Genomic DNA, 21,856 nt, shown 5'->3' with positions numbered 1-21,856 from the left:
TGGCGCTGTTTGGGCGCCTGCGCAATTCTGGATAAAGCGTCAGGCTTGCGCGGCGCGGCCTTCACCGGCTGCGGCGGCGCGTTCCAAGCGCGTCGCCTCGGCCTGCGGAAGCTGGCGCCACACGACCCAGAGACAGACGAGCGTCACCGGCGCGGCGACGAGCAGGCTGAGGATGCCCATGCCGAGGCTGCCGGTGACGAGCGACATCTTGCCTGCGAAATACGGCCCGAGGCCGAGCCCCACGAGCGTGGTGCCGAGGAAATAGGTCGCGGTCGCGGCGCCGCGCATCCGGGGCAGCACGAGGTTCTGGCTCGTCGCCGCGGCGATGCCGACCCAGCAGCTGTTGATGATCGCCATCGGGGTGAACGCCAGATAGAAGATCGTCAGGCTTTCCGTCGTGTAGACGATGAGCATCAGCGGTGCGGGGATAAGGACGCCGAGCGTCGCCACGAGAATGTCGCCCGCCGGCCAGCGCGATTTCGCCCAGTCCGCAAGGCGCCCGCCCGCGATGACGCCGATGAAGCCGCCGGCCGCGCCGACGCCGCCGATGATGAGGCCGACGATCGCGGGGTCGGCGCCGAACGTGCGAATCGCATAGGGCGCGGACCAGAAGCTGACCGCATAGGTGACGAACGCGATCGATCCAAAGCCGAGGATCGCGAGCAGGAACGTCGGCGTGCCCCAGATGAGCTGGTAGGTCGGCGGGTCGCGGCGCTTCAGCGACTGCGACCACGAGAACACCGAATAGCAGCCGATGCCGATCGCGCCCCATTGCAGCGTGTCGCCGGTGAGCATGATCATAGCGGTCGCGCCGAGCACGACGACGACGAGCCCCGAGAGGTTGACCGCGAACGCCCGTCCGCCGACGCGCGCAGCCTGCACGAGCGTGAACGGCGGGATGACGCTCGACAGTTCGGTGAAGAACTTCGGCCACGGCGAGGGCTCTGGCGGGCTGAGGATTCCTTCGGACATGCCGCGCAGCGGCTCGCGCAGGGTGAGCACCCACAGCGCCAGAAGCAGCCCGGGGAGGCCGACGGCAAGGAACGCTGCCTGCCAGCCGGCGAGGCCGAGCGGGCCGCCGCCCGGAAACGCGCTGTTCCAGCCCTGCACGATGACCCCGCCGATGAACAGCGACAGGCCGCCGCCGAGGTAGAGCCCGCTCGAATAGATCGCGAGCGCGGTGGCGCGCTTCTCACGCGGGAAATAGTCCGAGATGATCGAGAAGGCGCAGGGGCTTGCTGTCGCCTCGCCGATGCCGACGCCGATGCGCGCAGCGGCGAGCTGCCCGAAACTCTGCGCGAAGCCGGACAGCGCCGTCATCGCCGACCAGACCGAAAGGCCGATCGTCATCAGGCGGCCCCGGTACCACATGTCTGCAAGCCGCCCGAGCGGGATGCCGAACAGCGAGTAGAAGACGCCGAAGGCCGTGCCGTAGAGGAAACCCATGTCGGCATCGGTAACGCCGAGGTCGGCCTTGATGTCCTCCGCAAGGATCGAGATGATCTGGCGGTCGATGAAATTCAGCACATAGACGAGCACGAGCACGCCGAGCACGTACCAGGCGTATGGCCCGCCGACCTCGCCCTTGCGCGCTTCCAAAATTGCGGCTGCGTCGTTCATGCTCTCGACCCTCCCCAGTTTCGAGATACCGGCCCTTGTCCGCCCGGTTGTCCCGTGGCTAACACAGGGCTTTGAAATCGAAAGCATGGAAATCGCGATGACGATCTCGGTCCTGTTCGTTTGCCTAGGCAACATCTGCCGCTCGCCGCTCGCGGAGGGCGCAATGCGGCGGCTTGTGGAGGTGGAAGGCGCGGCGGTGGAGATCGACAGCGCAGGAACCGGGGACTGGCACATCGGCCACGCTCCCGATCCGCGCGCGCAGGCCGAGGCGCTGCGGCGCGGCCTCGACATCTCGATGTTGCGCGCGCGGCAGGTGACGGAGGGCGACTTCCACCGCTTCGATCACATCGTGGCGATGGATGCGAAGAACCTTGCCGACCTGCTCGCCATGCAGCCGGACGGCGCGCGGGCGGCGCTATCGCTGCTGCTCGATCATGCCGCGGGTGGCGATGTGCCCGATCCCTATTATGGCGGCGACGAAGGGTTCGCCGAGACGTTCCGGCTCGTGGAGGACGGCGCGCGCGGTCTGCTTCAGGCGATCAGCGGCCAGCGCGCGACGACGGTGTAGTCCGCGCCCTCGGTGGTGAGGCGGCTTTCGAACAGGCTGATCGCGTCCACGCCGAACGATACCGGCGGGAAGCCCTCGCGCAGGAACGCATCGAGCGGACCCGCCGTGCCGGAGAAGCGCGCCAGCGTGATGTGCGGCAGGTAGCTTCGCGTTTCGGGCGCGATGCCGACAAGCTGCAGTGCGCGGTCCACCTTGTTGTGCAGCGCCTTCACCGGCTCCTGCGGCTCGACGCCGACCCACAGGGTTTCGATGCGGGCCTTGCGCTCGAAGATGCCTGCGCGCGCCGTGGAGAGATCGAACGCCCGCGCACGGATCGTCGCCAGCGCCTCTGCAACGGCATTGGCGGTGTGCGTGTCGACCGTGCCCACGAAGCGCAGCGTCAGGTGAAGCTGGTCCTCGCTTTGCCAGCGTGCCCCGAGCACGCCGCCCATCCGCGCCACGAGCGCGTCCTTCACCATGTGCGGCAGATCGATCCCGACGAACAGCCTGTGCACTAGCGGAGTGCCGCCTCGACGCTCGGCAGGATGCCCTGCACGATCACGGAAACGCCCTTCGGATTGGGGTGCATACCGTCGCCGAGCAGCAGCGCCTTGTTCGCGACGACGCCCTTCATGAAGAACGGGTAGAGCGGCACGGCATGCTTCTTCGCGAGCGCCGGATACATGCCGTTGAACTCCGCCGCATAAGCCTTCCCCAGGTTGGGTGCGGCGAGCATCCCGGCGACGAGCACCTTGCTGCCGCGTTTCTTGAATTCGGCGATCATCGCATCGAGATTGGCGCGTGCCTGCGCTGGAGGCAGACCGCGCAGCATGTCGTTGGCGCCGAGTCCCAGGATCACGAGATCGGGCTTCGTCTTGAGCCCGCCGAGCACCCACGCCATGCGGGCTTTCCCCGCCGCCGTGGTGTCGCCCGAAACCGCGCCGCTCACGACGCGCACCGAATGGCCCTTCGCTTTCAGGGCCTTCTCAAGCTGCGGCGCAAAGCCCTCGCCGGGCTTCAGCTGATACCCCGCCATCAACGAATCCCCGTAAGCGACTACGAGGCGCGTTTCGGCGAGCGACGGACTCGCGCCGACGAACAGCAGAAAAGCGGCAATCGCGGCTTGGACAAAGCGCGACGCATCCCCATAAATACGAAACCTGCACGAACCGGACAAAGCGGATCCCCTTGAACGATATCTCCTCGGCGCCCTCCAATATTGTGATTGATGCGCGCGATGTCACCCTCACGCTCGGCGAAGGTGCGGGCGCAGTCGAAATCCTGCGCGGTGTCAGCCTCTCCGTGGCGCGCGGCGAAAGTGTTGCGATCCTTGGGCCTTCCGGGTCGGGCAAGTCCTCGCTCATGGCGGTGCTGTCCGGCCTCGAACGCGCGAATGGCGGCCGCATCGGCGTCGCGGAGCAGGATTTCGGCGCTCTCGACGAAGACGGGCTCGCCCGCGCGCGGCGCGGCCGCATCGGCATCGTGCTGCAAGCTTTTCACCTGCTCCCGACGATGACCGCCCTCGAAAATGTGTCGGTGCCGCTGGAGCTTGCGGGCGTTCCCGATGCGGAAACGCGCGCGCGCGCCGAACTCGAAGCGGTCGGCCTCGGCCACCGGCTGACGCACTACCCATCGCAGCTTTCGGGTGGCGAGCAGCAGCGCGTCGCCATTGCGCGCGCCACGGCGCCGCGTCCCGGCATCCTCTTCGCCGACGAGCCCACGGGCAACCTCGATGCCGCGACCGGCCACGAGATTGTCGAGCTGCTGTTCGAGCGGCAGCGCGCGCAGGGCACGACGCTCGTTCTCATCACCCACGACACCGAGCTTGCGGCGCGCTGCGGCCGCATCGTCGAAATGCGCGACGGGCAGATCGTGCGCGAGACCGTCGCTTGAACCTTCCTCTCAAACTGGCCCTGCGTGACCTGCGCGGCGGCCTTGCGGGTCTCCGCCTGCTCGCGGTGTGCCTGTTACTTGGCGTCGCCGCGCTCGCGGGCGTCGGCAGCCTCTCCACCGCCATCGTCACGTCGCTTTCCGAAAAGGGCCAGTCGATCCTTGGCGGCGATGTCGAGGTGATGCTGACGCAGCGGCAGGCGAGCGATGCCGAGCTGGCGGCGTTCCGCGGCTTCGGCGATGTGGGCGAAGTGGTGCGGATGCGTGCGATGGCGAGCCGGCCGGACGGTGCCGAAAGCGTGCTCGGCGAACTCAAGGCCGTCGACGGCACCTATCCCTTCTATGGCAGCGTGCGCCTCGAAGGCGGCCTGCCCCTCGCCGATGCCTTGAAGGCGAGCGGTCTTGTCGTCGATCAGGCTGCGCTCGACCGGCTCGGCGCGCGCGTCGGCGACAGCGTTACGATCGGTGACACGCGCGTGCGCATCACCGGCGTGCTCGCCGAGGAGCCCGACAAGGTCGGCGAAGGCTTCACGCTCGGACCGACGCTGCTGATGTCGCTCGAAACGCTCGACAAAACCGGCCTCCGCCAGCCGGGAAGCCTTTATCGCACGCACTATCGTTTGAAATTGCCATCGAGCGCCTCCCCCGAATCGGTAACGGAGTCGCTCAACGCGCGCTTCCCGGACGCGGCATGGCGCATACAGGACCGTTCGAACGGCGCCCCCGGCACACGGCGCTTCATCGAACGGCTCGGCCAGTTCCTGACGCTCGTGGGCCTCACGGCGCTGCTCGTCGCGGGTGTCGGCGTCGGCAACGGCGTCGGTTCCTATCTCGACGGCAAGACACGTTCGATCGCGGCGCTGAAAAGCGTCGGCGCGGATTCGCGCACGATCTTCCGCGTCTACATGATCGAGGTGGGGCTGATCGCGCTCGTCGCGGTCATCCTCGGCGCGGTTGCGGGCGCATTCGTGCCTGCGATCGTCGTGGCCTTCGCGGGCGATGCGCTGCCGGTGCCGCCCGAACTCGGCGTCTATCCCGTGCCCCTTATCACCGCGATCCTCTACGGTTTGCTTGCGGCGGCGGCGTTCGCGATCTGGCCGCTGGCGAAGGCGCGCGACGTTCCCGCCGCCCGTCTGTTCCGTGCCGGTGTCGAGCGTATCCGCCGCCCACCGCTCGATGTGGTGGTGCTCAGCTTCGGGGCCGCGCTCGTCATCGCCGCCATTGCCGTCCTGCAGGCGCGCGAGCCGCTCTTCGCCGCTGCGTTCATTGCCGCCGCGCTCGGCCTCATGGCGCTCCTCGCAGTTCTCGCGCTCGGCATCCGGGCGCTCGCCGCGCGCCTGCCGCGCCCGAAGCAGCCGCTCCTGCGGCTTGCGCTCGGCAATCTGCACAGGCCCGGATCGATGACGCGCCAGCTCGTCGTCGCGCTCGGGCTCGGGCTCACGCTGTTCGCGACGCTCGCCGTCATCGAAACCAATCTTTCGCGCCAGATCGACGAGGCGCTGCCGCGCGAGGCGCCGAGCCTGTTCGTGGTCGATATTCCTGCGGGCGAGGCCGAGTCTTTCCGCAAAACCGTTCTGGATGCAGCGCCCGGCGCTTCGATCCGTATCGTGCCGTCGCTGCGCGGACCGGTCGTCGCCGTGAATGGCACGCTCGTTTCGGAAATGAAGGACGTGCCCGAAGGCGCGTGGATCCTGCGCGGTGATCGGGGCCTCACCTATTCGGCGGCGCTGCCCGATGGGAACCGCATCGTCTCGGGCAAATGGTGGCCGGAGGATTACAGCGGGCCGCAGCTCGTCTCGATGGATGCCGAGGTGGGCGAGGCGCTCGGCCTCAAGGTCGGCGACACGATCACCGTCTCGGTGCTCGGTGTCGATCTCCCCGCGACCATTGCGAGCTTCCGCGAGATCAATTGGGATTCGCTCGGCTTCAATTTTGCGCTCGTCTATTCGCCCGGTCTCATCGAAAGCGCGCCGCACAGCTATATGGCGACCGTTACGGTATCCCCGGCCGAGGTGCCTGCCGTCTCGCGCGCCGTTGTGCGGGCGTTCTCGTCGGCCTCTGTCATCCGTGTCGGCGATGTCATCGAAAATGCAGGCGCGCTGCTCGGCCAGATGTCGACCGCCGTGCGCGCGGCGGCATCTGTGGCAATCGCGGCCGGGATCGCCGTTCTCGTCGGCGCGATCGCGGCGGCGCGGCGTGCGCGCATCTATGATTCGGTGATGCTGAAGGTGCTCGGCGCCACGCGGGGCCAGGTTTTGCTCAGCCTGCTTGCCGAATATGCACTGCTCGCGATCGTCCTCTCCGCCATCGCCTTCGCGCTCGGCACCGCGGGCGGCTGGTACGTGGTGACGCAGGTTTTCGAGCTGGAATGGCTGCCCGTCTGGAGGCCCGTGATCCTCACTGTCGTGCTCGGTGCGGCGGCGATTTTGCTGCTCAGTCTCGTCGGTTCATGGAGCGCGCTCGGCGCGCGTCCGGCACGTGCGCTCAGAAATCTATAGTGAATCTGTCCGGTTTTCCTTGAAGCTGCGGCCGATCCACACGATATTGCGGGGGTAAGCCGGATGACCCGGCAAATGGGAGAGTGGAAAAAATGGTGAACCAGACGGATCCTCGCCTGGCTTACGGTCGCCCGGCGACAACGGCCGAAGGTGTCGTTTTCGACGCCGGCCTTCGCAAATACATGCTGTCGGTCTACAATTACATGGCCTCCGGCGTGCTTCTTTCCGGCATCGTCGCACTGCTGTTCGCGAACAGCGGCATGGCCGCGCAGGTCTTCGCGCAGGGCGGGCTGCTCGCGTGGGTGCTGATGCTCGCGCCGCTCGGCTTCGTGATGGTGCTGAGCTTCGGCATCAACAAGCTGTCCACCCCGGCTGCACAGGGCATTTTCTGGGCCTTCGCTGCCGTGATGGGCCTGTCCATGTCCACGATCTTCCTGACCTACACGGGCACGTCGATCGCGCGCATGTTCTTCATCACGGCGGGCGCCTTCGCGGGCCTCAGCCTGTTCGGCTACACGACGAAGAAGGATCTGTCGGGCTTCGGCACGTTCCTGGTGATGGGCCTCATCGGTCTCATCATCGCGAGCGTCGTGAACATCTTCCTCGGCTCTTCGGTGCTGCAGTTCGCCATCTCGGTGATCGGCGTGCTGATCTTCGCGGGGCTGACGGCGTATGACACGCAGCGCATCAAGAACATGTACTTCCAGGTCGCGGGCAGCGACTTCGTTGGCAAGGCCGTGGTGATGGGCGCGCTGTCGCTCTACCTCGACTTCATCAACATGTTCATGTTCATGCTGCAGCTGTTCGGAAACCGCGAATAGCATTTTCGCAGCTACGGACTGCAAAAAGGCCCGGTACGTTTCGGCGTGCCGGGCCTTTTCTTTTGACGCTCCGCATGGCTAGACCTTGCCCCTGAAAAGACACGCAGGGGAGATCGACATGGCGCAGACAATCGCATTCATCGGGCTCGGCAACATGGGCTCGGGCATGGCGGCGAACCTCGCGAAGGCGGGATACGCGGTGCGCGCCTTCGATCTCAGCGCCGATGCGCTCGCCCGCGCCAAGGGCGACGGCTGCACTGTTGCCGCCGGGGCTGCGGAGGCTGTTTCGGGCGCCGACGCCGTCGTCACGATGCTCCCGGCGGGCAAGCACGTCGAGGCCGTCTACAACGGTGAGGTGTTCGGTGCGGCGAAGCCGGGCGCGTTGTTCATGGATTGCTCGACGATCGACGTGGTGACCGCGCGCAAGGTCGTCGAGGCTGCAACCGCGAAGGGCTTCGCGATGGTCGACGCCCCGGTCTCCGGCGGCGTCGCGGCGGCCTCCGGCGGCACGCTCACCTTCATGGTCGGCGGTGAGGCGGAAGCGTTCGCACGCACCGAGCCGATCCTCGCGCGCATGGGCAAGGCCGTGATCCACGCGGGCGGCGCGGGCGCGGGGCAGGCCGCGAAGATCTGCAACAACATGCTGCTCGGCATCTCGATGATCGGCACGTGCGAAGCGTTCGCGCTCGCCGAGAAGCTCGGCCTCGACCCCCAGGTCTTCTTCGACATCTCCTCGAAGGCGAGCGGCCAGTGCTGGTCGATGACGAGCTATTGCCCGGTGCCGGGGCCCGTACCTGCCGCGCCCTCGAACCGCGACTATGAAGGCGGCTTCGCGGCTGCGCTGATGTTGAAGGACCTGAAGCTCGCGATGGAGGCCGCTGCCGCGTCGAACGCTGCGACACCGATGGGTGCGCAGGCCGAAGCACTCTACCAGACCTTTTCGAACCTCGGGGGCGCGGCGAAGGACTTCTCGGGCATCATCAAGCTGCTCGATGGCAGCTGGCGCGCCTGAGTCCTCAGTGCACGCTCCGGCCGCTGCGGAGCGCCGAGAGTGCCTCGTTGCGCCGTTTGGAATCGATGGCGAGCCGGGGCAGCAGGTTTTCAAGGATCGGACGTAACCCGCCGAACTGCAGCTGCGGCGCGAGGGCGAAGCAATAGGCGTTCGATTCCAGCACCACCGGCCCCGTCTCCGTCATCGCGATATCGAGGCCGGGCAGGGGCAGTTCGGGCATGGCTTCGGTCGCGGTGCGGGCGACCTCCAGTATCTCGTGCCAGAACGGAATGGAAAAGCCGGCGAAATGCGCGCCGGTCAAGGCGTGGGTCTCATAGGTGCTGAGCCGGATTTGATCGTCCGGATCGCGGCCGTAGGCGCGGGTGATGCAGCCGCTTTTGGGATCGACGAAGCAGAGCAGATGGCCCGTGGTGCCGTCGTGGAAGTTGTCGGCGAGCGCCGGCGCCGTCATCACCTTCTGGATCGTGCAGAAGATCTCGATTCCGGTCGTGGTGCGCGCCGTATAGACGCGCGTTGCGGATAGCCCGAGATCGGCCGTGATCGGTGCCAGCGCCGGATGATTGCGAAGCTCTGGGCTGACCAGCGTTCCTGACCGGTCGTCCTGCGCTAGCAGGTGCCTTGCGAGCGTCGCGGGAGACATCAGAGTGTCGCCGACACGCCAGTCCGCGCCGGCGCGGTGTGCCCGAAACACGCCACTGCCAAACGTGCCGGTCGCCGGCTTGCAGAACAGGCGATCCGGCGCGTTGGTGAGCCACTGCCTCAGTGCAGCATCATCATTGACGACTGCGATGCGTCCGCCCGTCGGGTGGCGGTCGGTGTCACGTCCGGCGACCACGTAGACCGGCGCCACGGGTACGTCCCGTTCCATTAGCCGCTCGGTGCTCAGCACCTTGTCGTTCGCAAGCCGGACGAGCGGCTCCGGGTGGAGTGCGCGCATAATTCGCCGCATGTGCGGCACATCGCTCAGATAGTCGCGCCATGTCGAAGGCGGGCGGCGCCTCAGCTCGAAATCGAAGAAGTCGCGCGGCCCAAGGCCATGCCGCGCGCGGCACCAGCCGAGCTTCGCGGCGACCATCGGCAGGCTCTGTGGCTCGCGGCGCAGCAGCTCGCGCAGCGCGCGCGGGTAATCGTGCCATGGTCCCTGCGCTTTCATCCGCGAAGTGTGCGTACGAGATATGCGGCGGACAATCGGCCTGCACGCCGTAACGCGCTGTTTTCAAGACGAGTTGCGGGCGGTGGGCCAGCGGTGCCGTACCGATCCGGCTAGAGCGTTTCGATCGCCTTCAGGAAGCGCTCCGGATCGCCGTCGCGCAGGTCTTCGATGGCGGCATCAAGCTCGTCCTCATCGACGCTGGTGCCCGATTCGGCGGCTTCGAGGCGTTCGGCGGCGCCCTCCAGGCGCTTCTCGACGGCAGCCTCGATGCGCTCGACCTTGGCGTCGATCTCGTCTGCCTTCGACTCGATCTCGATCGCTGCATCGTCGTCGTCAGAAATGAGGCTGAAGCCTGGTCCGTCGATGTTGGAAAGCAGCAACAGCGCGCCGAGACCGCCGAGAACGATCATCAGGTTCCGGCGGTTGATCGGCTTGTCTTCGCCCGGCTGAGGCTCATCACGCATCGACGGTTTTCTTACCGCCCTTCGCCTCGCCCGTCTTGCCCTTTTTGGCGGCGCGCGGCTTCGGCGCGGCCGCGATGATCTCGAACGTCGGCCTGTCGTCCTTGATGTGGACGACCACCTCGCCGCCGTTCACCAGCTTGCCGAACAGCAGTTCTTCGGCGAGCGGCTGCTTGATCGTGGACTGGATGAGCCGCGCGAGCGGCCGCGCCCCGTACATCTTGTCGTAGCCGCGTTCGATCAGCCACGCCTTGGCTCCGTCCGAAAGCTTGATATGAACGTCGCGGTCGGCGAGCTGCAGCTCGAGTTCGAGGATGAACTTGTCGACGACCATCGCGACGACCGGCGTCGGCAGGTAGCCGAACGGCACCGTGGCATCGAGGCGGTTGCGGAACTCGGGCGTGAACATGCGCTTGATGGCTTCCTCGTCCTCGCCGACGCGGACCGTGGAGCCGAAGCCGATACCTTCCTTCGCCATGTCCGACGCGCCCGCGTTCGTCGTCATGATGAGGATGACGTTGCGGAAATCGACGGTCTTGCCGTGATGATCGGTGAGCTTTCCGGCGTCCATCACCTGGAGGAGGATGTTGAACAGGTCCGGGTGCGCCTTCTCGATTTCGTCGAGCAGCAACACACTGTGCGGATTCTGGTCGACGGCGTCGGTCAAGAGCCCGCCCTGATCGAAGCCGACATAGCCCGGAGGCGCGCCGATCAGGCGGCTCACCGAGTGGCGCTCCATATATTCCGACATGTCAAAGCGTTGCAGCGGAATGCCGAGGATCGCGGCGAGCTGACGCGCGACCTCGGTCTTGCCGACGCCGGTGGGGCCGGAGAAGAGGTAGTTGCCGATCGGCTTGTTCGGCTCGCGAAGACCCGCGCGTGACAGCTTGATCGCTGACGACAGCGTCTCGATCGCCTTGTCCTGTCCGAAGACGACGCGCTTCAGGTCCTGCTCCAGCGTCGCCAGCACCTTCTTGTCGTCGGACGAGACCGATTTCGGCGGGATGCGCGCGATCGTGGCGACCACGGCTTCCACGTCCTTCACGCCGATCACCTTCTTGCGCTTGGCGGGTGGCAGCAGCATCTGCGAGGCGCCGACCTCGTCGATCACGTCGATCGCCTTGTCGGGAAGCTTGCGGTCGTTGATGTAGCGCGCCGACAACTCCACGGCCGTTTTCACGGCTTCGTTGGTGTAGCGGACCTTGTGGTGCTCCTCGAAATACGTCTTGAGGCCGAGGAGGATGCGAACCGTGTCCTCGATCGAGGGTTCCTTCACGTCGATCTTCTGGAACCGGCGCAGCAATGCGCGGTCCTTCTCGAAGTGGTTGCGGAATTCCTTGTAGGTCGTCGAGCCGATGCAGCGGATCGCGCCGCCCGAAAGCGCCGGTTTCAACAGGTTCGACGCGTCCATTGCGCCGCCGGATGTCGCGCCCGCGCCGATCACCGTGTGGATCTCGTCAATGAAGAGGATTGCCTCGGGCATCTTCTCGAGCTCGTTGACGACGCCCTTCAGCCGCTCCTCGAAATCGCCGCGATAGCGGGTGCCAGCAAGCAGCGCGCCCATGTCGAGCGCATAGATCACCGCGTCTTTCAGCACGTCGGGCACGTCGCCCTCGACGATCTTGCGCGCCAACCCTTCGGCGATCGCGGTCTTGCCGACGCCCGGATCGCCCACATAGAGCGGGTTGTTCTTCGAACGGCGGCACAGGATCTGGATCGTGCGATCGACCTCGGCGGCGCGGCCGATGAGGGGATCGACCTTGCCGGAAAGCGCCTTGTCGTTGAGATTCACGCAGAACTGCTTCAGCGGCGAATCCGCGGGCTTCTTCGCCTTGTCTTTGTCCTTCGCCTCCTCGGCGGGCTCATCTGCCCCGCGCACCGCACGCGGCTCCGAAAGCGAGGGCGACTTGGCGATGCCGTGACTGAGGTACGAAACCGCGTCGAGCCGCGTCATGTCCTGCTGCTGGAGGAAATAGACGGCGTGGCTCTCGCGCTCGGAGAACAGCGCCACGAGCACGTTGGCGCCCGTCACCTCGTCCCGGCCTGAAGACTGCACGTGCAGGATCGCGCGCTGCACGACGCGCTGGAACCCGGCGGTGGGGTTGGGATCGACCTGATCGGTGGCGCGCAGAGGCTCCAGCTCCTTGTCGAGGTAGCCGGTCAGCTCCTCGCCGAGCTGGTCGAGATCGACGCCGCAGGCCTTCATCACCGCAGAGGCGTGGCTGTCGCCGATCAGCGCAAACAACAGATGTTCGAGCGTGGCATATTCATGCCGCCGCCGGCTCGCTTCGGCGAGGGCGTTGTGAAGCGTGTGCTCGAGCTCGCGGGCAAAGGCCGGCATTCGTCACTCCTGCGATGCGGCGAAACATCCGCCGCCTGATGTGAAGATCAGGGACGATTGGCAAAACATCAAGGGGGCAATGTGCGGGTAGGCCCGCGGAAACCACGTTTTCCGCGGCTCAGGCGACATTCCTGACATCGTCGTCGTGACCGCCGAAATCGTCGGTGACGGCCATTTCGCCAAGCTTGCGGTAGAGCGTCGAGCGCCCGATGCCGAGCCGGCGCGCCACCTCGCTCATGCGGCCGCGGCAGTGGTGGATCGCCTTGCGGATGATCTCCGCTTCGAGGTCCTCCAGGCGGCGGAGCTTGCCGTCGTCGCCGAACAGCGAGACCTCGGCCGAAAGATCGGCCGAAGCCGCGCGTGCCGGTGCCGGCTGCGCCGTGCGCCGGGGTACGGCGACGCCCGCGAGCTGCGGGAAATCGAGCGCAGTGAGCCGCGTACCCTCGCAGAGCACGGCGGCGCGGAACAATGCGTTCTGGAGCTGCCGGACGTTGCCGGGCCAGTCGTACGCTTCGAGGAGCGCGAGCGCGTCGTCTGAAAGGTCGCGGGCGCTGACGCCTTCCTCGGCGCCAAGGCGGCGGACGAAATGGCGTGCGAGCGCCGCGATGTCGCCCCGCCGCGCACGTAGCGGCGGAATCGTGACGGGCACGACGCCGAGCCGGTAGAACAGGTCCTCGCGGAAGCGGCCCTCGCGAACCTCCTCGGCAAGGTCGCGGTTGGTCGCGGCGATCAGGCGCACATCGACGGTTACGTGACCCCGGCTGCCGACAGGCTCGATCTGTCCGGTCTGCAGCGCGCGCAGCAGCTTCACCTGCGCGTCGAGCGGCAGTTCGCCGATCTCGTCGAGGAAGAGCGTGCCGCCGTCCGCCTCGCCGAAGCGGCCGACGTGCTTTTCGATGGCACCGGTGAAGGCGCCCTTTTCGTGGCCGAACAGCACCGATTCGACGAGATTTGCGGGGATCGCGCCGCAGTTGACGATCACGAGCGGCTTTGCTGCGCGCGGCGAAGCAGCGTGCACCGCCTGCGCGACCACCTCCTTGCCGACGCCACTTTCGCCTTCGATGAGGATCGGCACGTTCTTCTGCGCGGCCTTTTCCGCCACCGCGAGCGCGGCGCGGAAGCCCGCTTCGCTGCCGACAACCTCGGCAAACCCCAGCGAGCCGGGCAGCTTCTCGGTCAGCGGGCGCAGTTCACCGCCCGGCGCCTTGTGGTCGAGCACGCCTGCGAGCGCGCGCGTGATGCGGTCCGCGCTCGCCGGTTTCAGCAGGAAGTCGCTCGCCCCCGCGCGCATCGCTTCGACAGCGGTGGAAACGCTGGAATGCGCGGTCAGCATGATGACGGGAAGCTGCGGGAATTGCGGGCGCAGTTCGCGCAGCACTTCGATGCCGGTCTTGCCCGGCATGTTGTAGTCGAGGATCACGGCATCGATGGATTGGCCGCGCGGACCCGTCAGCAGATCGAGCGCGGCCTGACCGTGCTCGGCTTCCACGGTCGCATAGCCGGCGCGCGCCGCCACGGTCTCCGTGATGCGCCGCTGGCCCGACTCGTCGTCGACAACAAGGACGGTCTGCTTCGCCAAATGCCGAATCTCTGCTTCCCAAAAATGACCCGCCTGTCTCGATACGGCACAGCGCCTTGCCGTCTGGTTAAGATTTTGACCCGTTTTTCGCTTCACACCGGGGCAAGGCTTGCTATGAACGGGCGGAATCAGGTCCGGATGGGGGACGTTTGAGATGGCGCAGAACAGCACTTACACCGACAAGGCGATGAAGGATCACGCGAAGACCTACGCGGGTTTCCTTGCGATGATGAAGTACGGCACGGGCTTCATCGTGCTCGTGCTGCTCGCCATGCTCCTCTTCCTCTACAACTAGCATCCTTGTGACACAGCCGGTTCGGATCGCGGTCCTTGGGGAGACCGCCGATTTTGAGCGCCGCGTCGCTGCAAGCCCGGAGACGGTGAAGAAATTCATCGGCCTTGGGGCTGTGGTCGCCGTGGAATCGGGCGCGGGTCTCGCGTCGGGGATTGCAGACGCCGATTATGCGGCGGCGGGCGCGGAGGTCGGCCCTCGCGCTGCCGTGCTTGCGGGCGCGGGGATCGTGCTCGGCGTGCAGGCGCCGGAGCCGACGACGCTCGCCGGCGCTGCGACCGGAGCCCGCGTGGTCGCGATGCACGCGCCTGCGGCGAACCCGGAGCGGGCGAAAGCCTATGCCGCGGCGGGTTACGAGGCGCTCGCCATGGAGCTGATGCCGCGCATCACGCGCGCGCAGTCGATGGACGTGCTCTCCTCGCAGTCGAACCTCGCCGGCTACAAGGCGGTGCTCGATGCGGCGGCGGAATACAACCGCGCCTTCCCGATGATGATGACGGCGGCGGGCACGGTCTCGGCCGCGAAGGTGTTCATCATGGGCGTCGGCGTCGCAGGGCTCCAGGCGATCGCCACCGCGCGGCGCCTCGGCGCGCAGGTCTCGGCGACGGACGTGCGCTCGGCGACGAAGGAGCAGATCCTCTCGCTCGGCGCGAAGCCGATCTTCGTCGAAGCCGTGAAGGGCATCGAGGGCGAAGGCTCGGGCGGCTACGCGACCGAGATGTCCGATGAATACAAGGCGGCGCAGGCCGAGCTGGTGTCGTCGCACATCGCCAAGCAGGATATCGTCATCACCACCGCGCTCATCCCCGGCCGGGCCGCGCCGCGCCTCGTCAGCGACGCGCAGATCGCCACGATGCGGCCGGGCAGCGTGCTCGTCGATCTCGCGGTCGAGGCCGGCGGCAACGTCGAAGGTGCGGTGGCGGGCGAGATCGTCGTGAAGCACGGCGTCAAGATCGTCGGGCACAGGAACGTGCCCTCGCGCCTCGCGGCGGACGCCTCGCTGCTCTACGCGCGCAACCTGTTCAACTTCCTGTCCGCCTTCTGGGACAAGGACACGAAGGCGCCTGTGCTGCCGGACGACGACGAGATCGTGAAGGGCGTGCGGCTGACACAGGGCGGCAAGGCCGTCCATCCGGTGCTGGGGGGAGCATAGGCCATGGACTTCATCTCGATCCTGTCGATCTTCGTGCTGGCCTGTTTCGTGGGCTACTACGTGGTCTGGTCGGTCACGCCGGCGCTGCACACGCCGCTGATGGCGGTGACGAACGCGATCTCCTCGGTGATCATCGTCGGCGCGCTGATCGCCAGCCTCGCCGCGGGTTCGGGCGTCGCCAAGTGGCTCGGCCTCGTTGCCGTGGCGCTCGCCAGCGTCAACATCTTCGGCGGTTTCGCGGTGACGCAGCGAATGCTCGCCATGTACAAGAAAAAAGAGAAGAAGGGCTAAGCGCCGATGGAACACGTCGCTTCCGCCGTGCCCGCGTGGGCACTTCTCGCCTACCTCGTCTCCGGGGTTCTTTTCATCCTTGCGCTCCGGGGCCTGTCCTCGCCTGAGACCAGCCGTGCGGGCAACCGCAACGGCATGATCGGCATGGGGCTCGCCGTGGCGACGACGCTCGCCACGCACGAGATCGCGTCGCTGCCCGAAATCGCTGCCGCGATCATCCTTGGCGGCGGCGTCGGCTTCATCGTCGCGCGGCGTATCGCCATGACCGCGATGCCGCAGCTCGTCGCGGCGTTCCACAGCCTCGTCGGCCTTGCCGCCGTGCTCGTTGCGGCGGCGGCATTCCTCAATCCGCAGGCGTTCGGCATTACCGATGCGTCGGGCGCGATCTTCGGCGCGAGCCGGGTTGAGATGGTCCTTGGCATCGCGATCGGCGCGATCACCTTCTCGGGATCGGTGATCGCGTTTGCGAAGCTCAACGGCAACATGTCGGGCACGCCGATCCTGCTGCCGGCGCGGCACATCATCAATCTTGTGCTGCTGCTCGCGATTGCCTTCTTCACGTTCGGCTTCTGGCACTCGCAGTCGGCGATGGATTTCTGGATCGTCGTCGGGCTTTCGTTCCTGATCGGCTTCCTGCTCATCATCCCGATCGGCGGCGCGGACATGCCCGTCGTCGTCTCGATGCTGAACAGCTATTCGGGCTGGGCGGCGGCGGCGATGGGCTTCACGCTGCAGAACACCGCGATGATCATCACCGGTGCGCTCGTCGGCTCGTCGGGCGCGATTCTCAGCTACATCATGTGCCGCGCGATGAACCGCAGCTTCATCAGCGTCATCGCCGGCGGCTTCGGCGCCGAGGCCGGACCGGCCGGTGCAGCGGCGGCGATCGACCGCCCGTGGAAGCGCGGCTCCGCCGAGGACGCCGCGTTCCTGATGCAGAATGCCGAGAAGGTCATCATCGTGCCGGGCTACGGCATGGCGGTGGCGCAGGCGCAGCACGTGCTGCGCGAAATGGGCGACAAGCTGAAGCATCAGGGCGTCGATGTGCGCTATGCGATCCACCCGGTCGCGGGCCGTATGCCCGGGCACATGAACGTGCTGCTCGCCGAGGCGAACGTGCCCTACGACGAGGTGTTCGAGCTCGAAGACATCAACACCGATTTCGGCCAGGCCGACGTCGCGTTCGTCATCGGCGCCAACGACGTCACCAATCCGGCGGCGAAGACCGACAAGTCCTCGCCGATCTACGGTATGCCCGTGCTCGATGTCGAAAAGGCGAAGACCGTGCTGTTCATTAAGCGCTCGATGGGCGGTGTCGGCTATGCCGGCGTCGATAACGAGCTCTTCTACCGCGACAACACCATGATGCTCCTTGCCGACGCCAAGAAGATGGTCGAGGAAATCGTCAAGGCCATGGATTGAGGTTGCGCGGGAAACCTTAAACGGCACAATGCGTTGATCTGCCAGACCATTACAGGGGACAGACCGATCATGCGCCTTTCCACGAGCTTCGTGCCTTTGGCCGCCATTCTTGCAACTGCGTGCGCCAGCAAGGCCGAGCAGCCCGCCGCCGCGCCCGCTGCACCGCCGCCTGCGGCCTATGCGCAGCTTCTCGACAAGGATGGCGCCACCAAAGGCCGCGCCGTGCTCACCGAGGCGAAGGGCGACGTCGATGTCGGCCTCGTGCTCGAAGGCTGGCCCTCCGGCACCTATGCCTTCCACGTGCATGGCATCGGCCTCTGCACGCCGACGGACTTCACGTCCGCGGGGCCGCATTTCAATCCGACCGGCCAGAAGCACGGTCACCACAAGGGCGATCTGCCGAACGTCACTGTCGGGGCGGACGGCACCGGGCGTATCGAGGCGCGCATCGAAGGCGCGACGCTTTACAGCGGCGAAACGCCGGTACTCGATACGGACGGCGCGGCGGTCGTCGTTCACGCAAAGCCGGACGACGGCGTCACCGATCCTGCGGGAAATGCGGGCGCGCGTCTTGCATGTGGGGCCGTCGTCACCAAATAGCGCAGCCACAGGCTTTGGAGGCTGAAGGTGAGCGTGAATCCGCGTGCATTCGAAGAGGTGATGGCCAGCGCCGGGCTCGACTCGCGCGATCCGCACGTTGTGCGTGCGCGCGTCGAGGTGCTCGAAAAGCTGCTGGAGCGGTCGATCACGATTCCGGGCATCAACTACAAGATCGGCCTCGATGCCGTGCTCGGTCTCGTGCCTGTGGGCGGCGATATCCTCGCCGGGATAATGTCCGCCTACATCATCTGGGAAGCGCGCAACCTCGGCATGTCGCGCTGGCACATCGCCCGTATGGCCGGGAACACGCTGTTCGACACCGCGCTCGGTTTCGTGCCGCTGCTCGGCGACGCGATGGACGTGCTGTTCCGTTCGAACACGCGCAACCTGCGCATCATCAAGGCGCATCTCGATCGGCACCACCCGAAAACGGCGGTGCTCGAAGGCACCGTCACCCGCCGCGCCAGATAAGCACGCGCGCGCGGTCCGCTGCGCCCGGGACGCGGCAGGCGGCGTAGTTGTAGTCGAGATCCATGCACAGGCGCACTTCGGTCAGCCAGCCGCGGTTGTTCAGCGTCACCGCGATCGCTTCGGCGGGAAGGCCGATGTTGGCCTTCACGAACGCTTCACGCACCATCCCCGCCGTCAGCGTTTCGCCGCGAAGCTGGCGGAGATCGGGGCGCTTCACGCCGTCCCACAGCGACTTCGCCGCGCCGAAATAGGCCTCCGCGCTTGAAAAGGCGCAGGTGCCGTGCGCGGCCCACTGGTGCTGCATCAGCTGCGCCGAGGGCATCATGCAATAATGCTGGCGCACGAGCGCCTCGCCCACCGGCGGCGCCACCGTGCAGGCGCGCGGCGCAGCGCCCGCGGCGCTGTCCACCCACAGGCCGTGCAGGATGAAATCGAAATCGTTGTCCGCACACTGGCCTTCATGGGCGTCCGCATCCTTGCGGAATCGGCAGAATTCCGGCGACCACGACATCGCGAGCACATAGGCCGCCGCCGGTGCGTCGGGCGTCCTGTCCGGCAGGCTCGCCGTGCGCGGCAGATTGAGCTTCGCGGGAATGTTGCATTCCGCGGCCGTCGTCCCGCCGGAATCGTCCGCCGATCCGCAGGCGGCGAGGCACAGCGCCAGCAGCAGCCGCTCAGGCGCTCGCAAGGTCGAGTCCGATATCGGCAGCGGGGGCGGACTGCGTGATCCGCCCGACCGAAACATAGGTGACGCCGGTTTCCGCGATGCCCCGGATCGTGTCGAGATTGACCCCGCCCGAGGCCTCCGTAGGCACGCGCCCCGCAACGAGGCTCACCGCCGCGCGGAGCTCCGCCACGCTCATGTTGTCGAGCAGCAGGTGTGTCGCGCCCGCCGCAAGCCCCGCCTCGATCTGGTCAACCCGGTCGACCTCCAGGATGATGCTGGCGATGCCCGCGTCCTTCGCGCGGCGCACGGCCTCGCCGACGCCGCCCGCCACCGCGACATGGTTGTCCTTGATCATCGCCGCGTCCCACAGCCCCATGCGGTGGTTCTGCGCCCCGCCCATGCGCGTCGCGTATTTTTCGAGGCGCCGGAGCCCCGGGATGGTCTTGCGCGTATCGAGCAGGATGGCCCCCGTGCCCGCGATGGCGTCGACATAGCGGCGCGTGAGCGTCGCGATGCCCGAAAGATGCTGCACCGTGTTGAGCGCCGAACGCTCTGCGGTCAGCATCGCACGCGCAAGGCCGGAAAGGTGCATCAGGTCGGTGCCCCCCGCCACCCGGTCCCCGTCCTTTACGAACACCTCGATCTCCACCTCTGGATCGAGCGTACGGAAAAAGGCGGCGGCGATGTCCAGCCCCGCAACGACGATGGCGTCGCGGCTGTCCATCACGCCGTGGAAACGCGCATCCGCCGGAATCACCGCCGCGGAGGTGATGTCCCCCGTCGCGCCCAGATCCTCGGCGAGCGTGCCGCGCACGAACGCATCCACGTCGAACCCTGCGATCCCCATGCTCATTTCCCCATCAGTTCCCGGCGCGCGAAGCCCAGCATCAGCGCGGCGCGGTAGGCGTGCTCGGCGGCGTTGGCGGTGCCGGCGTGCCCACCTTCGATGTTTTCATAATAGCCGAACGCGTGGCCCTGCTGCGCGAGCCGTGCCGCGAACTTGCGCGCATGACCGGGGTGAACGCGGTCGTCCTTCGTCGAGGTGTAAATGATGACGGGCGGATACTTCGCGTCCGCGCGCAGGTTCTGGTAAGGCGAATACTTCGCGATGAACGCACGGTCCTCCGCCACATCGGGATTGCCGTACTCGCCCATCCATGATGCGCCCGCGAGCAGCTTGTTGTAACGCAGCATGTCCGCGAGCGGCACGCCCATGATGACAGCGTCGAACAGGTCCGGCCGCTGCGTCATCGCGACGCCGACGAGCATCCCGCCCTGCGAACGCCCCGAAACGGCAAGCTTCGATGTAAGCCCCGCACGCTTCAGATCCTCCGCGACGGCATAGAGATCGTCAAAGCTGTTCTGCCGCTTCTCGCGCAGCGCCGCCTCGTGCCACGCAGGACCGTATTCGCCGCCGCCGCGGATATTCGCGATCACGAAGCTGCCGCCATCTTTCAGCCAGAACAGCCCGCCCGGCCCGATCTGGTACGGGTTCTTGGTGAGATAGGTCGGCTTCTGCGCGCTCCGGAAGCCGCCGTAGGCGTGCATGATCGTCGGCAGCGGGCCTTTCGCGCCCGTCGGCCGCACGACGAAATAGGGGATGCGCGTACCATCCTTCGATTTCGCGAAACGCTGCTCGACGGAAATCGATGCGGTATCGAAAAACGCCCGAAGCGCGGCGACCTCTGTGGGCGCGCTGTCCCCACGCACCGCCATCAGCGTCTCGGGGCTGGCAAACGTCTCGACCGTATAGAAGGCCGTGTCCGTGCTCCCCCCTGCCGCCGCGAGCGTCACGGCGCTGCTCGGCGGCACGGGCACGGTTTCGGCGCGCCAGCCTTTTCCGGTCGGCACCAGCGCGATGAGCCGCCCCGCGACATCCTCCAGCAGCGAAACGTAAAGACGCCCGCTGCCTGTGACGAACGCCTCGATCGCCTGTTTGCCCGATGGCGCATAGACCTGTTCGACCGCCGCTGGTCGCCCCACCACGAGCGTCGCCACGTCATAGGCGACAAGCGAGCCCGCTGCGTACGCCTTGCCGCCGTAGGCCCAGTCCTTGTGCAGCAGCGCGACGACGCGGCTGCCCAGCATGTCCTCGATCGTGGCCGTATCAGGAAGCGGTGATCGGATCAGCGTGCCGTCCGGGTTCAGGTGGAAGGTCTCGGCAGTCCAGAAATCGGGATGGCGCGTGATGCGCGGCCACATGCGGCCCGCGCCCGCGCTGGCGCTCGCGTCCATGCCCATGTCGGTGGCCTTGCCCTCGGCGAGGAGCGCAGCTTCCGCCATGGGCGTGCCGCGCGTCCACAGCCGCACCTGCCGGGGATAGCCGGATTCGGTCACGTCGCCGCCATGCGCCGTGGCGATCATCAGCCGGTCGAGATCGACCCACGCGACATCGCCCTTCGCCTCCGGCGTCTCGAAGCCGCCGCTCACGAACGCGCCGGCCTCCATGTCGAACTCGCGGTAGACGAGCGCGTCGGAGCCGCCGTTCGAAAGGCCGACCATGCACCGCGCATAAGCGGGCGCAAGGCACGCCGCGCCCTTCCACACCCATTTCCTGCCGTCCGCCTTCGACATGGCGTCGAGGTCGATCAGCGTGCGCCACACCGGCTTCCCGGCGGCGAAAGCATCGAGGTCGGCGATGCGCCATAGGCCCTGCGGGTTCTTCGCGTCGGTCCAAAGGTTCGTCACCTTGTCGCCGAGGATTGCCTCAGGCACGGCAATGCGGCTGTCGTCCTCCAGGATCGCCTGCATTTCGGCCTGCAGCGCCTTGAACGCCGGGCTCGCCGTCTGCAGACGTTTTTCGCTCTCGGCATTCCATGCGCGCACCTGATCCAGCGCGCGGGCGCCGTCCACCTCTTCCAGCCACAGGTTGGGGTCGTCTTCGGCCGCGTGCGCGGCGGGTGCAGTCGCCAGAGTGAAAGCCGCCATCAACAGGGTGGAAAAACGCATGGCTTCGGTTCGTCCCCAAGACGTTTGTTGCCGGACCCATCAAGTGAAACGGATTCGTTGCGGGGTCAATCGGTTGGCGACCGAGAGAC

The 21,856-nt window shown here is 66.7% G+C and carries 21 protein-coding genes; 11 read left to right on the top strand and 10 right to left on the bottom strand.

The genetic code is table 11. From position 1 onward, the window contains the following. Nucleotides 1-39: 39 nt before the first annotated feature. Complete coding sequence (locus tag ACE3TJ_RS09350) at nt 40-1,620, bottom strand: MFS transporter (RefSeq protein ID WP_374595832.1); 1,581 nt, start codon at nt 1,618-1,620, stop codon at nt 40-42. Between the two features lie 97 nt (nt 1,621-1,717). Between ACE3TJ_RS09350 and ACE3TJ_RS09345 the strand changes: the two genes are divergently transcribed. Then, nucleotides 1,718-2,188: a low molecular weight protein-tyrosine-phosphatase gene (locus tag ACE3TJ_RS09345; protein ID WP_374595831.1), complete on the top strand. Its 471-nt coding sequence runs from the start codon at nt 1,718-1,720 to the stop codon at nt 2,186-2,188. Here the strand turns inward: ACE3TJ_RS09345 and thpR are convergent. Further along, nucleotides 2,152-2,682, bottom strand: coding sequence for an RNA 2',3'-cyclic phosphodiesterase (gene thpR / locus ACE3TJ_RS09340; RefSeq protein ID WP_374595830.1), 531 nt, complete (start codon nt 2,680-2,682; stop codon nt 2,152-2,154). The genes ACE3TJ_RS09345 and thpR overlap by 37 nt on opposite strands. Then, nucleotides 2,682-3,344 (bottom strand): arylesterase, encoded by a 663-nt coding sequence (locus tag ACE3TJ_RS09335; protein ID WP_374595829.1) that lies wholly within the window; start codon nt 3,342-3,344, stop codon nt 2,682-2,684. Before ACE3TJ_RS09335 ends, thpR begins: the two co-directional genes overlap by 1 nt. 11 nt (nt 3,345-3,355) lie before the next feature. Here ACE3TJ_RS09335 and ACE3TJ_RS09330 point away from each other — a divergent pair, with 11 nt between their 5' ends. From ACE3TJ_RS09330 to mmsB, 4 genes are all read left to right on the top strand, one after another. Beyond that, nucleotides 3,356-4,060: an ABC transporter ATP-binding protein gene (locus tag ACE3TJ_RS09330; RefSeq protein ID WP_374595828.1), complete on the top strand. Its 705-nt coding sequence runs from the start codon at nt 3,356-3,358 to the stop codon at nt 4,058-4,060. Further along, nucleotides 4,057-6,555: an ABC transporter permease gene (locus tag ACE3TJ_RS09325; protein ID WP_374595827.1), complete on the top strand. Its 2,499-nt coding sequence runs from the start codon at nt 4,057-4,059 to the stop codon at nt 6,553-6,555. Before ACE3TJ_RS09330 ends, ACE3TJ_RS09325 begins: the two co-directional genes overlap by 4 nt. Before the next feature lie 92 nt (nt 6,556-6,647). Continuing rightward, nucleotides 6,648-7,376 (top strand): Bax inhibitor-1 family protein, encoded by a 729-nt coding sequence (locus ACE3TJ_RS09320; RefSeq protein WP_374595826.1) that lies wholly within the window; start codon nt 6,648-6,650, stop codon nt 7,374-7,376. A gap of 118 nt (nt 7,377-7,494) precedes the next feature. Next, nucleotides 7,495-8,388, top strand: a complete 894-nt coding sequence (mmsB, locus tag ACE3TJ_RS09315; RefSeq protein ID WP_374595825.1) for a 3-hydroxyisobutyrate dehydrogenase — start codon at nt 7,495-7,497, stop codon at nt 8,386-8,388. Nucleotides 8,389-8,392: 4 nt separating this feature from the next. Here mmsB and ACE3TJ_RS09310 read toward each other — a convergent pair whose 3' ends face one another. From ACE3TJ_RS09310 to ACE3TJ_RS09295, 4 genes are all read right to left on the bottom strand, one after another. Next, the gene (locus ACE3TJ_RS09310; protein WP_374595824.1) at nt 8,393-9,541 is read right to left on the bottom strand and encodes a sugar-transfer associated ATP-grasp domain-containing protein; all 1,149 of its coding nucleotides are present in this window, start codon (nt 9,539-9,541) and stop codon (nt 8,393-8,395) included. Between the two features lie 110 nt (nt 9,542-9,651). Then, a complete protein-coding gene (locus ACE3TJ_RS09305; RefSeq protein WP_374595823.1) occupies nt 9,652-10,005 on the bottom strand; it encodes a hypothetical protein in 354 nt (117 codons plus the stop codon). Then, the gene (gene clpA / locus ACE3TJ_RS09300) at nt 9,998-12,343 is read right to left on the bottom strand and encodes an ATP-dependent Clp protease ATP-binding subunit ClpA (RefSeq protein WP_374595822.1); all 2,346 of its coding nucleotides are present in this window, start codon (nt 12,341-12,343) and stop codon (nt 9,998-10,000) included. Before clpA ends, ACE3TJ_RS09305 begins: the two co-directional genes overlap by 8 nt. 118 nt (nt 12,344-12,461) lie before the next feature. Then, nucleotides 12,462-13,922, bottom strand: coding sequence for a sigma-54-dependent transcriptional regulator (locus ACE3TJ_RS09295; RefSeq protein ID WP_374595821.1), 1,461 nt, complete (start codon nt 13,920-13,922; stop codon nt 12,462-12,464). 154 nt (nt 13,923-14,076) lie between these two features. Between ACE3TJ_RS09295 and ACE3TJ_RS09290 the strand changes: the two genes are divergently transcribed. From ACE3TJ_RS09290 to ACE3TJ_RS09265, 6 genes are all read left to right on the top strand, one after another. Further along, a complete protein-coding gene (locus ACE3TJ_RS09290) occupies nt 14,077-14,217 on the top strand; it encodes an aa3-type cytochrome c oxidase subunit IV (RefSeq protein ID WP_374595820.1) in 141 nt (46 codons plus the stop codon). Nucleotides 14,218-14,224: 7 nt separating this feature from the next. Then, nucleotides 14,225-15,367 carry an NAD(P) transhydrogenase subunit alpha gene (locus tag ACE3TJ_RS09285; protein WP_374595819.1) on the top strand — a complete coding sequence of 381 codons (1,143 nt, stop codon included), beginning with the start codon at nt 14,225-14,227 and terminating at the stop codon, nt 15,365-15,367. A 3-nt stretch (nt 15,368-15,370) separates the two neighbouring features. Beyond that, nucleotides 15,371-15,658, top strand: coding sequence for a proton-translocating transhydrogenase family protein (locus tag ACE3TJ_RS09280; protein ID WP_374595818.1), 288 nt, complete (start codon nt 15,371-15,373; stop codon nt 15,656-15,658). A 6-nt stretch (nt 15,659-15,664) separates the two neighbouring features. Further along, complete coding sequence (locus tag ACE3TJ_RS09275; protein ID WP_374595817.1) at nt 15,665-17,080, top strand: NAD(P)(+) transhydrogenase (Re/Si-specific) subunit beta; 1,416 nt, start codon at nt 15,665-15,667, stop codon at nt 17,078-17,080. 69 nt (nt 17,081-17,149) lie between these two features. Further along, on the top strand, nt 17,150-17,680 hold the full coding sequence (locus tag ACE3TJ_RS09270; protein WP_374595816.1) for a superoxide dismutase family protein: 531 nt from the start codon (nt 17,150-17,152) through the stop codon (nt 17,678-17,680). Nucleotides 17,681-17,740: 60 nt separating this feature from the next. Then, nucleotides 17,741-18,151 (top strand): DUF4112 domain-containing protein, encoded by a 411-nt coding sequence (locus ACE3TJ_RS09265; RefSeq protein ID WP_374599374.1) that lies wholly within the window; start codon nt 17,741-17,743, stop codon nt 18,149-18,151. Here ACE3TJ_RS09265 and ACE3TJ_RS09260 read toward each other — a convergent pair. Genes ACE3TJ_RS09260 through ACE3TJ_RS09250 form a run of 3 tightly spaced genes read right to left on the bottom strand, consistent with a single transcriptional unit; the run spans nt 18,132 to nt 21,767 of the window. Next, on the bottom strand, nt 18,132-18,839 hold the full coding sequence (locus ACE3TJ_RS09260; RefSeq protein ID WP_374595815.1) for a ribonuclease T: 708 nt from the start codon (nt 18,837-18,839) through the stop codon (nt 18,132-18,134). The two genes, ACE3TJ_RS09265 and ACE3TJ_RS09260, sit on opposite strands and share 20 nt — an antisense overlap. After that, on the bottom strand, nt 18,826-19,671 hold the full coding sequence (nadC, locus tag ACE3TJ_RS09255) for a carboxylating nicotinate-nucleotide diphosphorylase (protein ID WP_374595814.1): 846 nt from the start codon (nt 19,669-19,671) through the stop codon (nt 18,826-18,828). The genes ACE3TJ_RS09260 and nadC overlap by 14 nt, the downstream gene beginning before the upstream one ends. Further along, entirely contained in the window at nt 19,668-21,767 is a 2,100-nt protein-coding gene (locus tag ACE3TJ_RS09250) for a prolyl oligopeptidase family protein (protein ID WP_374595813.1), read from the bottom strand. The genes nadC and ACE3TJ_RS09250 overlap by 4 nt, the downstream gene beginning before the upstream one ends. Between the last annotated feature and the right edge of the window lie 89 nt (nt 21,768-21,856).

Origin of the sequence: Sphingosinicella sp. (genome assembly GCF_041916975.1) — a bacterium.
In the GTDB taxonomy this organism is placed as follows: Bacteria; Pseudomonadota; Alphaproteobacteria; order Sphingomonadales; family Sphingomonadaceae; genus Sphingosinicella.
Note: the sequence above shows the minus strand (reverse complement) of the source record. Positions and strands in the feature narration are given on the sequence as shown.

Bases quoted from the DNA above. Each gene is read 5' to 3' on its own strand.
- ACE3TJ_RS09310 (WP_374595824.1), bottom strand. From the start codon at position 9,541: ATGAAAGCGCAGGGACCATGGCACGATTACCCGCGCGCGCTGCGCGAG.
- clpA (WP_374595822.1), bottom strand. From the start codon at position 12,343: ATGCCGGCCTTTGCCCGCGAGCTCGAGCACACGCTTCACAACGCCCTC.
- mmsB (WP_374595825.1), top strand. From the start codon at position 7,495: ATGGCGCAGACAATCGCATTCATCGGGCTCGGCAACATGGGCTCGGGC.
- nadC (WP_374595814.1), bottom strand. From the start codon at position 19,671: ATGAGCATGGGGATCGCAGGGTTCGACGTGGATGCGTTCGTGCGCGGC.
- ACE3TJ_RS09250 (WP_374595813.1), bottom strand. From the start codon at position 21,767: ATGCGTTTTTCCACCCTGTTGATGGCGGCTTTCACTCTGGCGACTGCA.
- ACE3TJ_RS09280 (WP_374595818.1), top strand. From the start codon at position 15,371: ATGGACTTCATCTCGATCCTGTCGATCTTCGTGCTGGCCTGTTTCGTG.
- ACE3TJ_RS09270 (WP_374595816.1), top strand. From the start codon at position 17,150: ATGCGCCTTTCCACGAGCTTCGTGCCTTTGGCCGCCATTCTTGCAACT.
- ACE3TJ_RS09345 (WP_374595831.1), top strand. From the start codon at position 1,718: ATGACGATCTCGGTCCTGTTCGTTTGCCTAGGCAACATCTGCCGCTCG.
- ACE3TJ_RS09305 (WP_374595823.1), bottom strand. From the start codon at position 10,005: ATGCGTGATGAGCCTCAGCCGGGCGAAGACAAGCCGATCAACCGCCGG.
- ACE3TJ_RS09275 (WP_374595817.1), top strand. From the start codon at position 15,665: ATGGAACACGTCGCTTCCGCCGTGCCCGCGTGGGCACTTCTCGCCTAC.
- ACE3TJ_RS09265 (WP_374599374.1), top strand. From the start codon at position 17,741: ATGGCCAGCGCCGGGCTCGACTCGCGCGATCCGCACGTTGTGCGTGCG.
- ACE3TJ_RS09320 (WP_374595826.1), top strand. From the start codon at position 6,648: ATGGTGAACCAGACGGATCCTCGCCTGGCTTACGGTCGCCCGGCGACA.
- ACE3TJ_RS09350 (WP_374595832.1), bottom strand. From the start codon at position 1,620: ATGAACGACGCAGCCGCAATTTTGGAAGCGCGCAAGGGCGAGGTCGGC.
- ACE3TJ_RS09290 (WP_374595820.1), top strand. From the start codon at position 14,077: ATGGCGCAGAACAGCACTTACACCGACAAGGCGATGAAGGATCACGCG.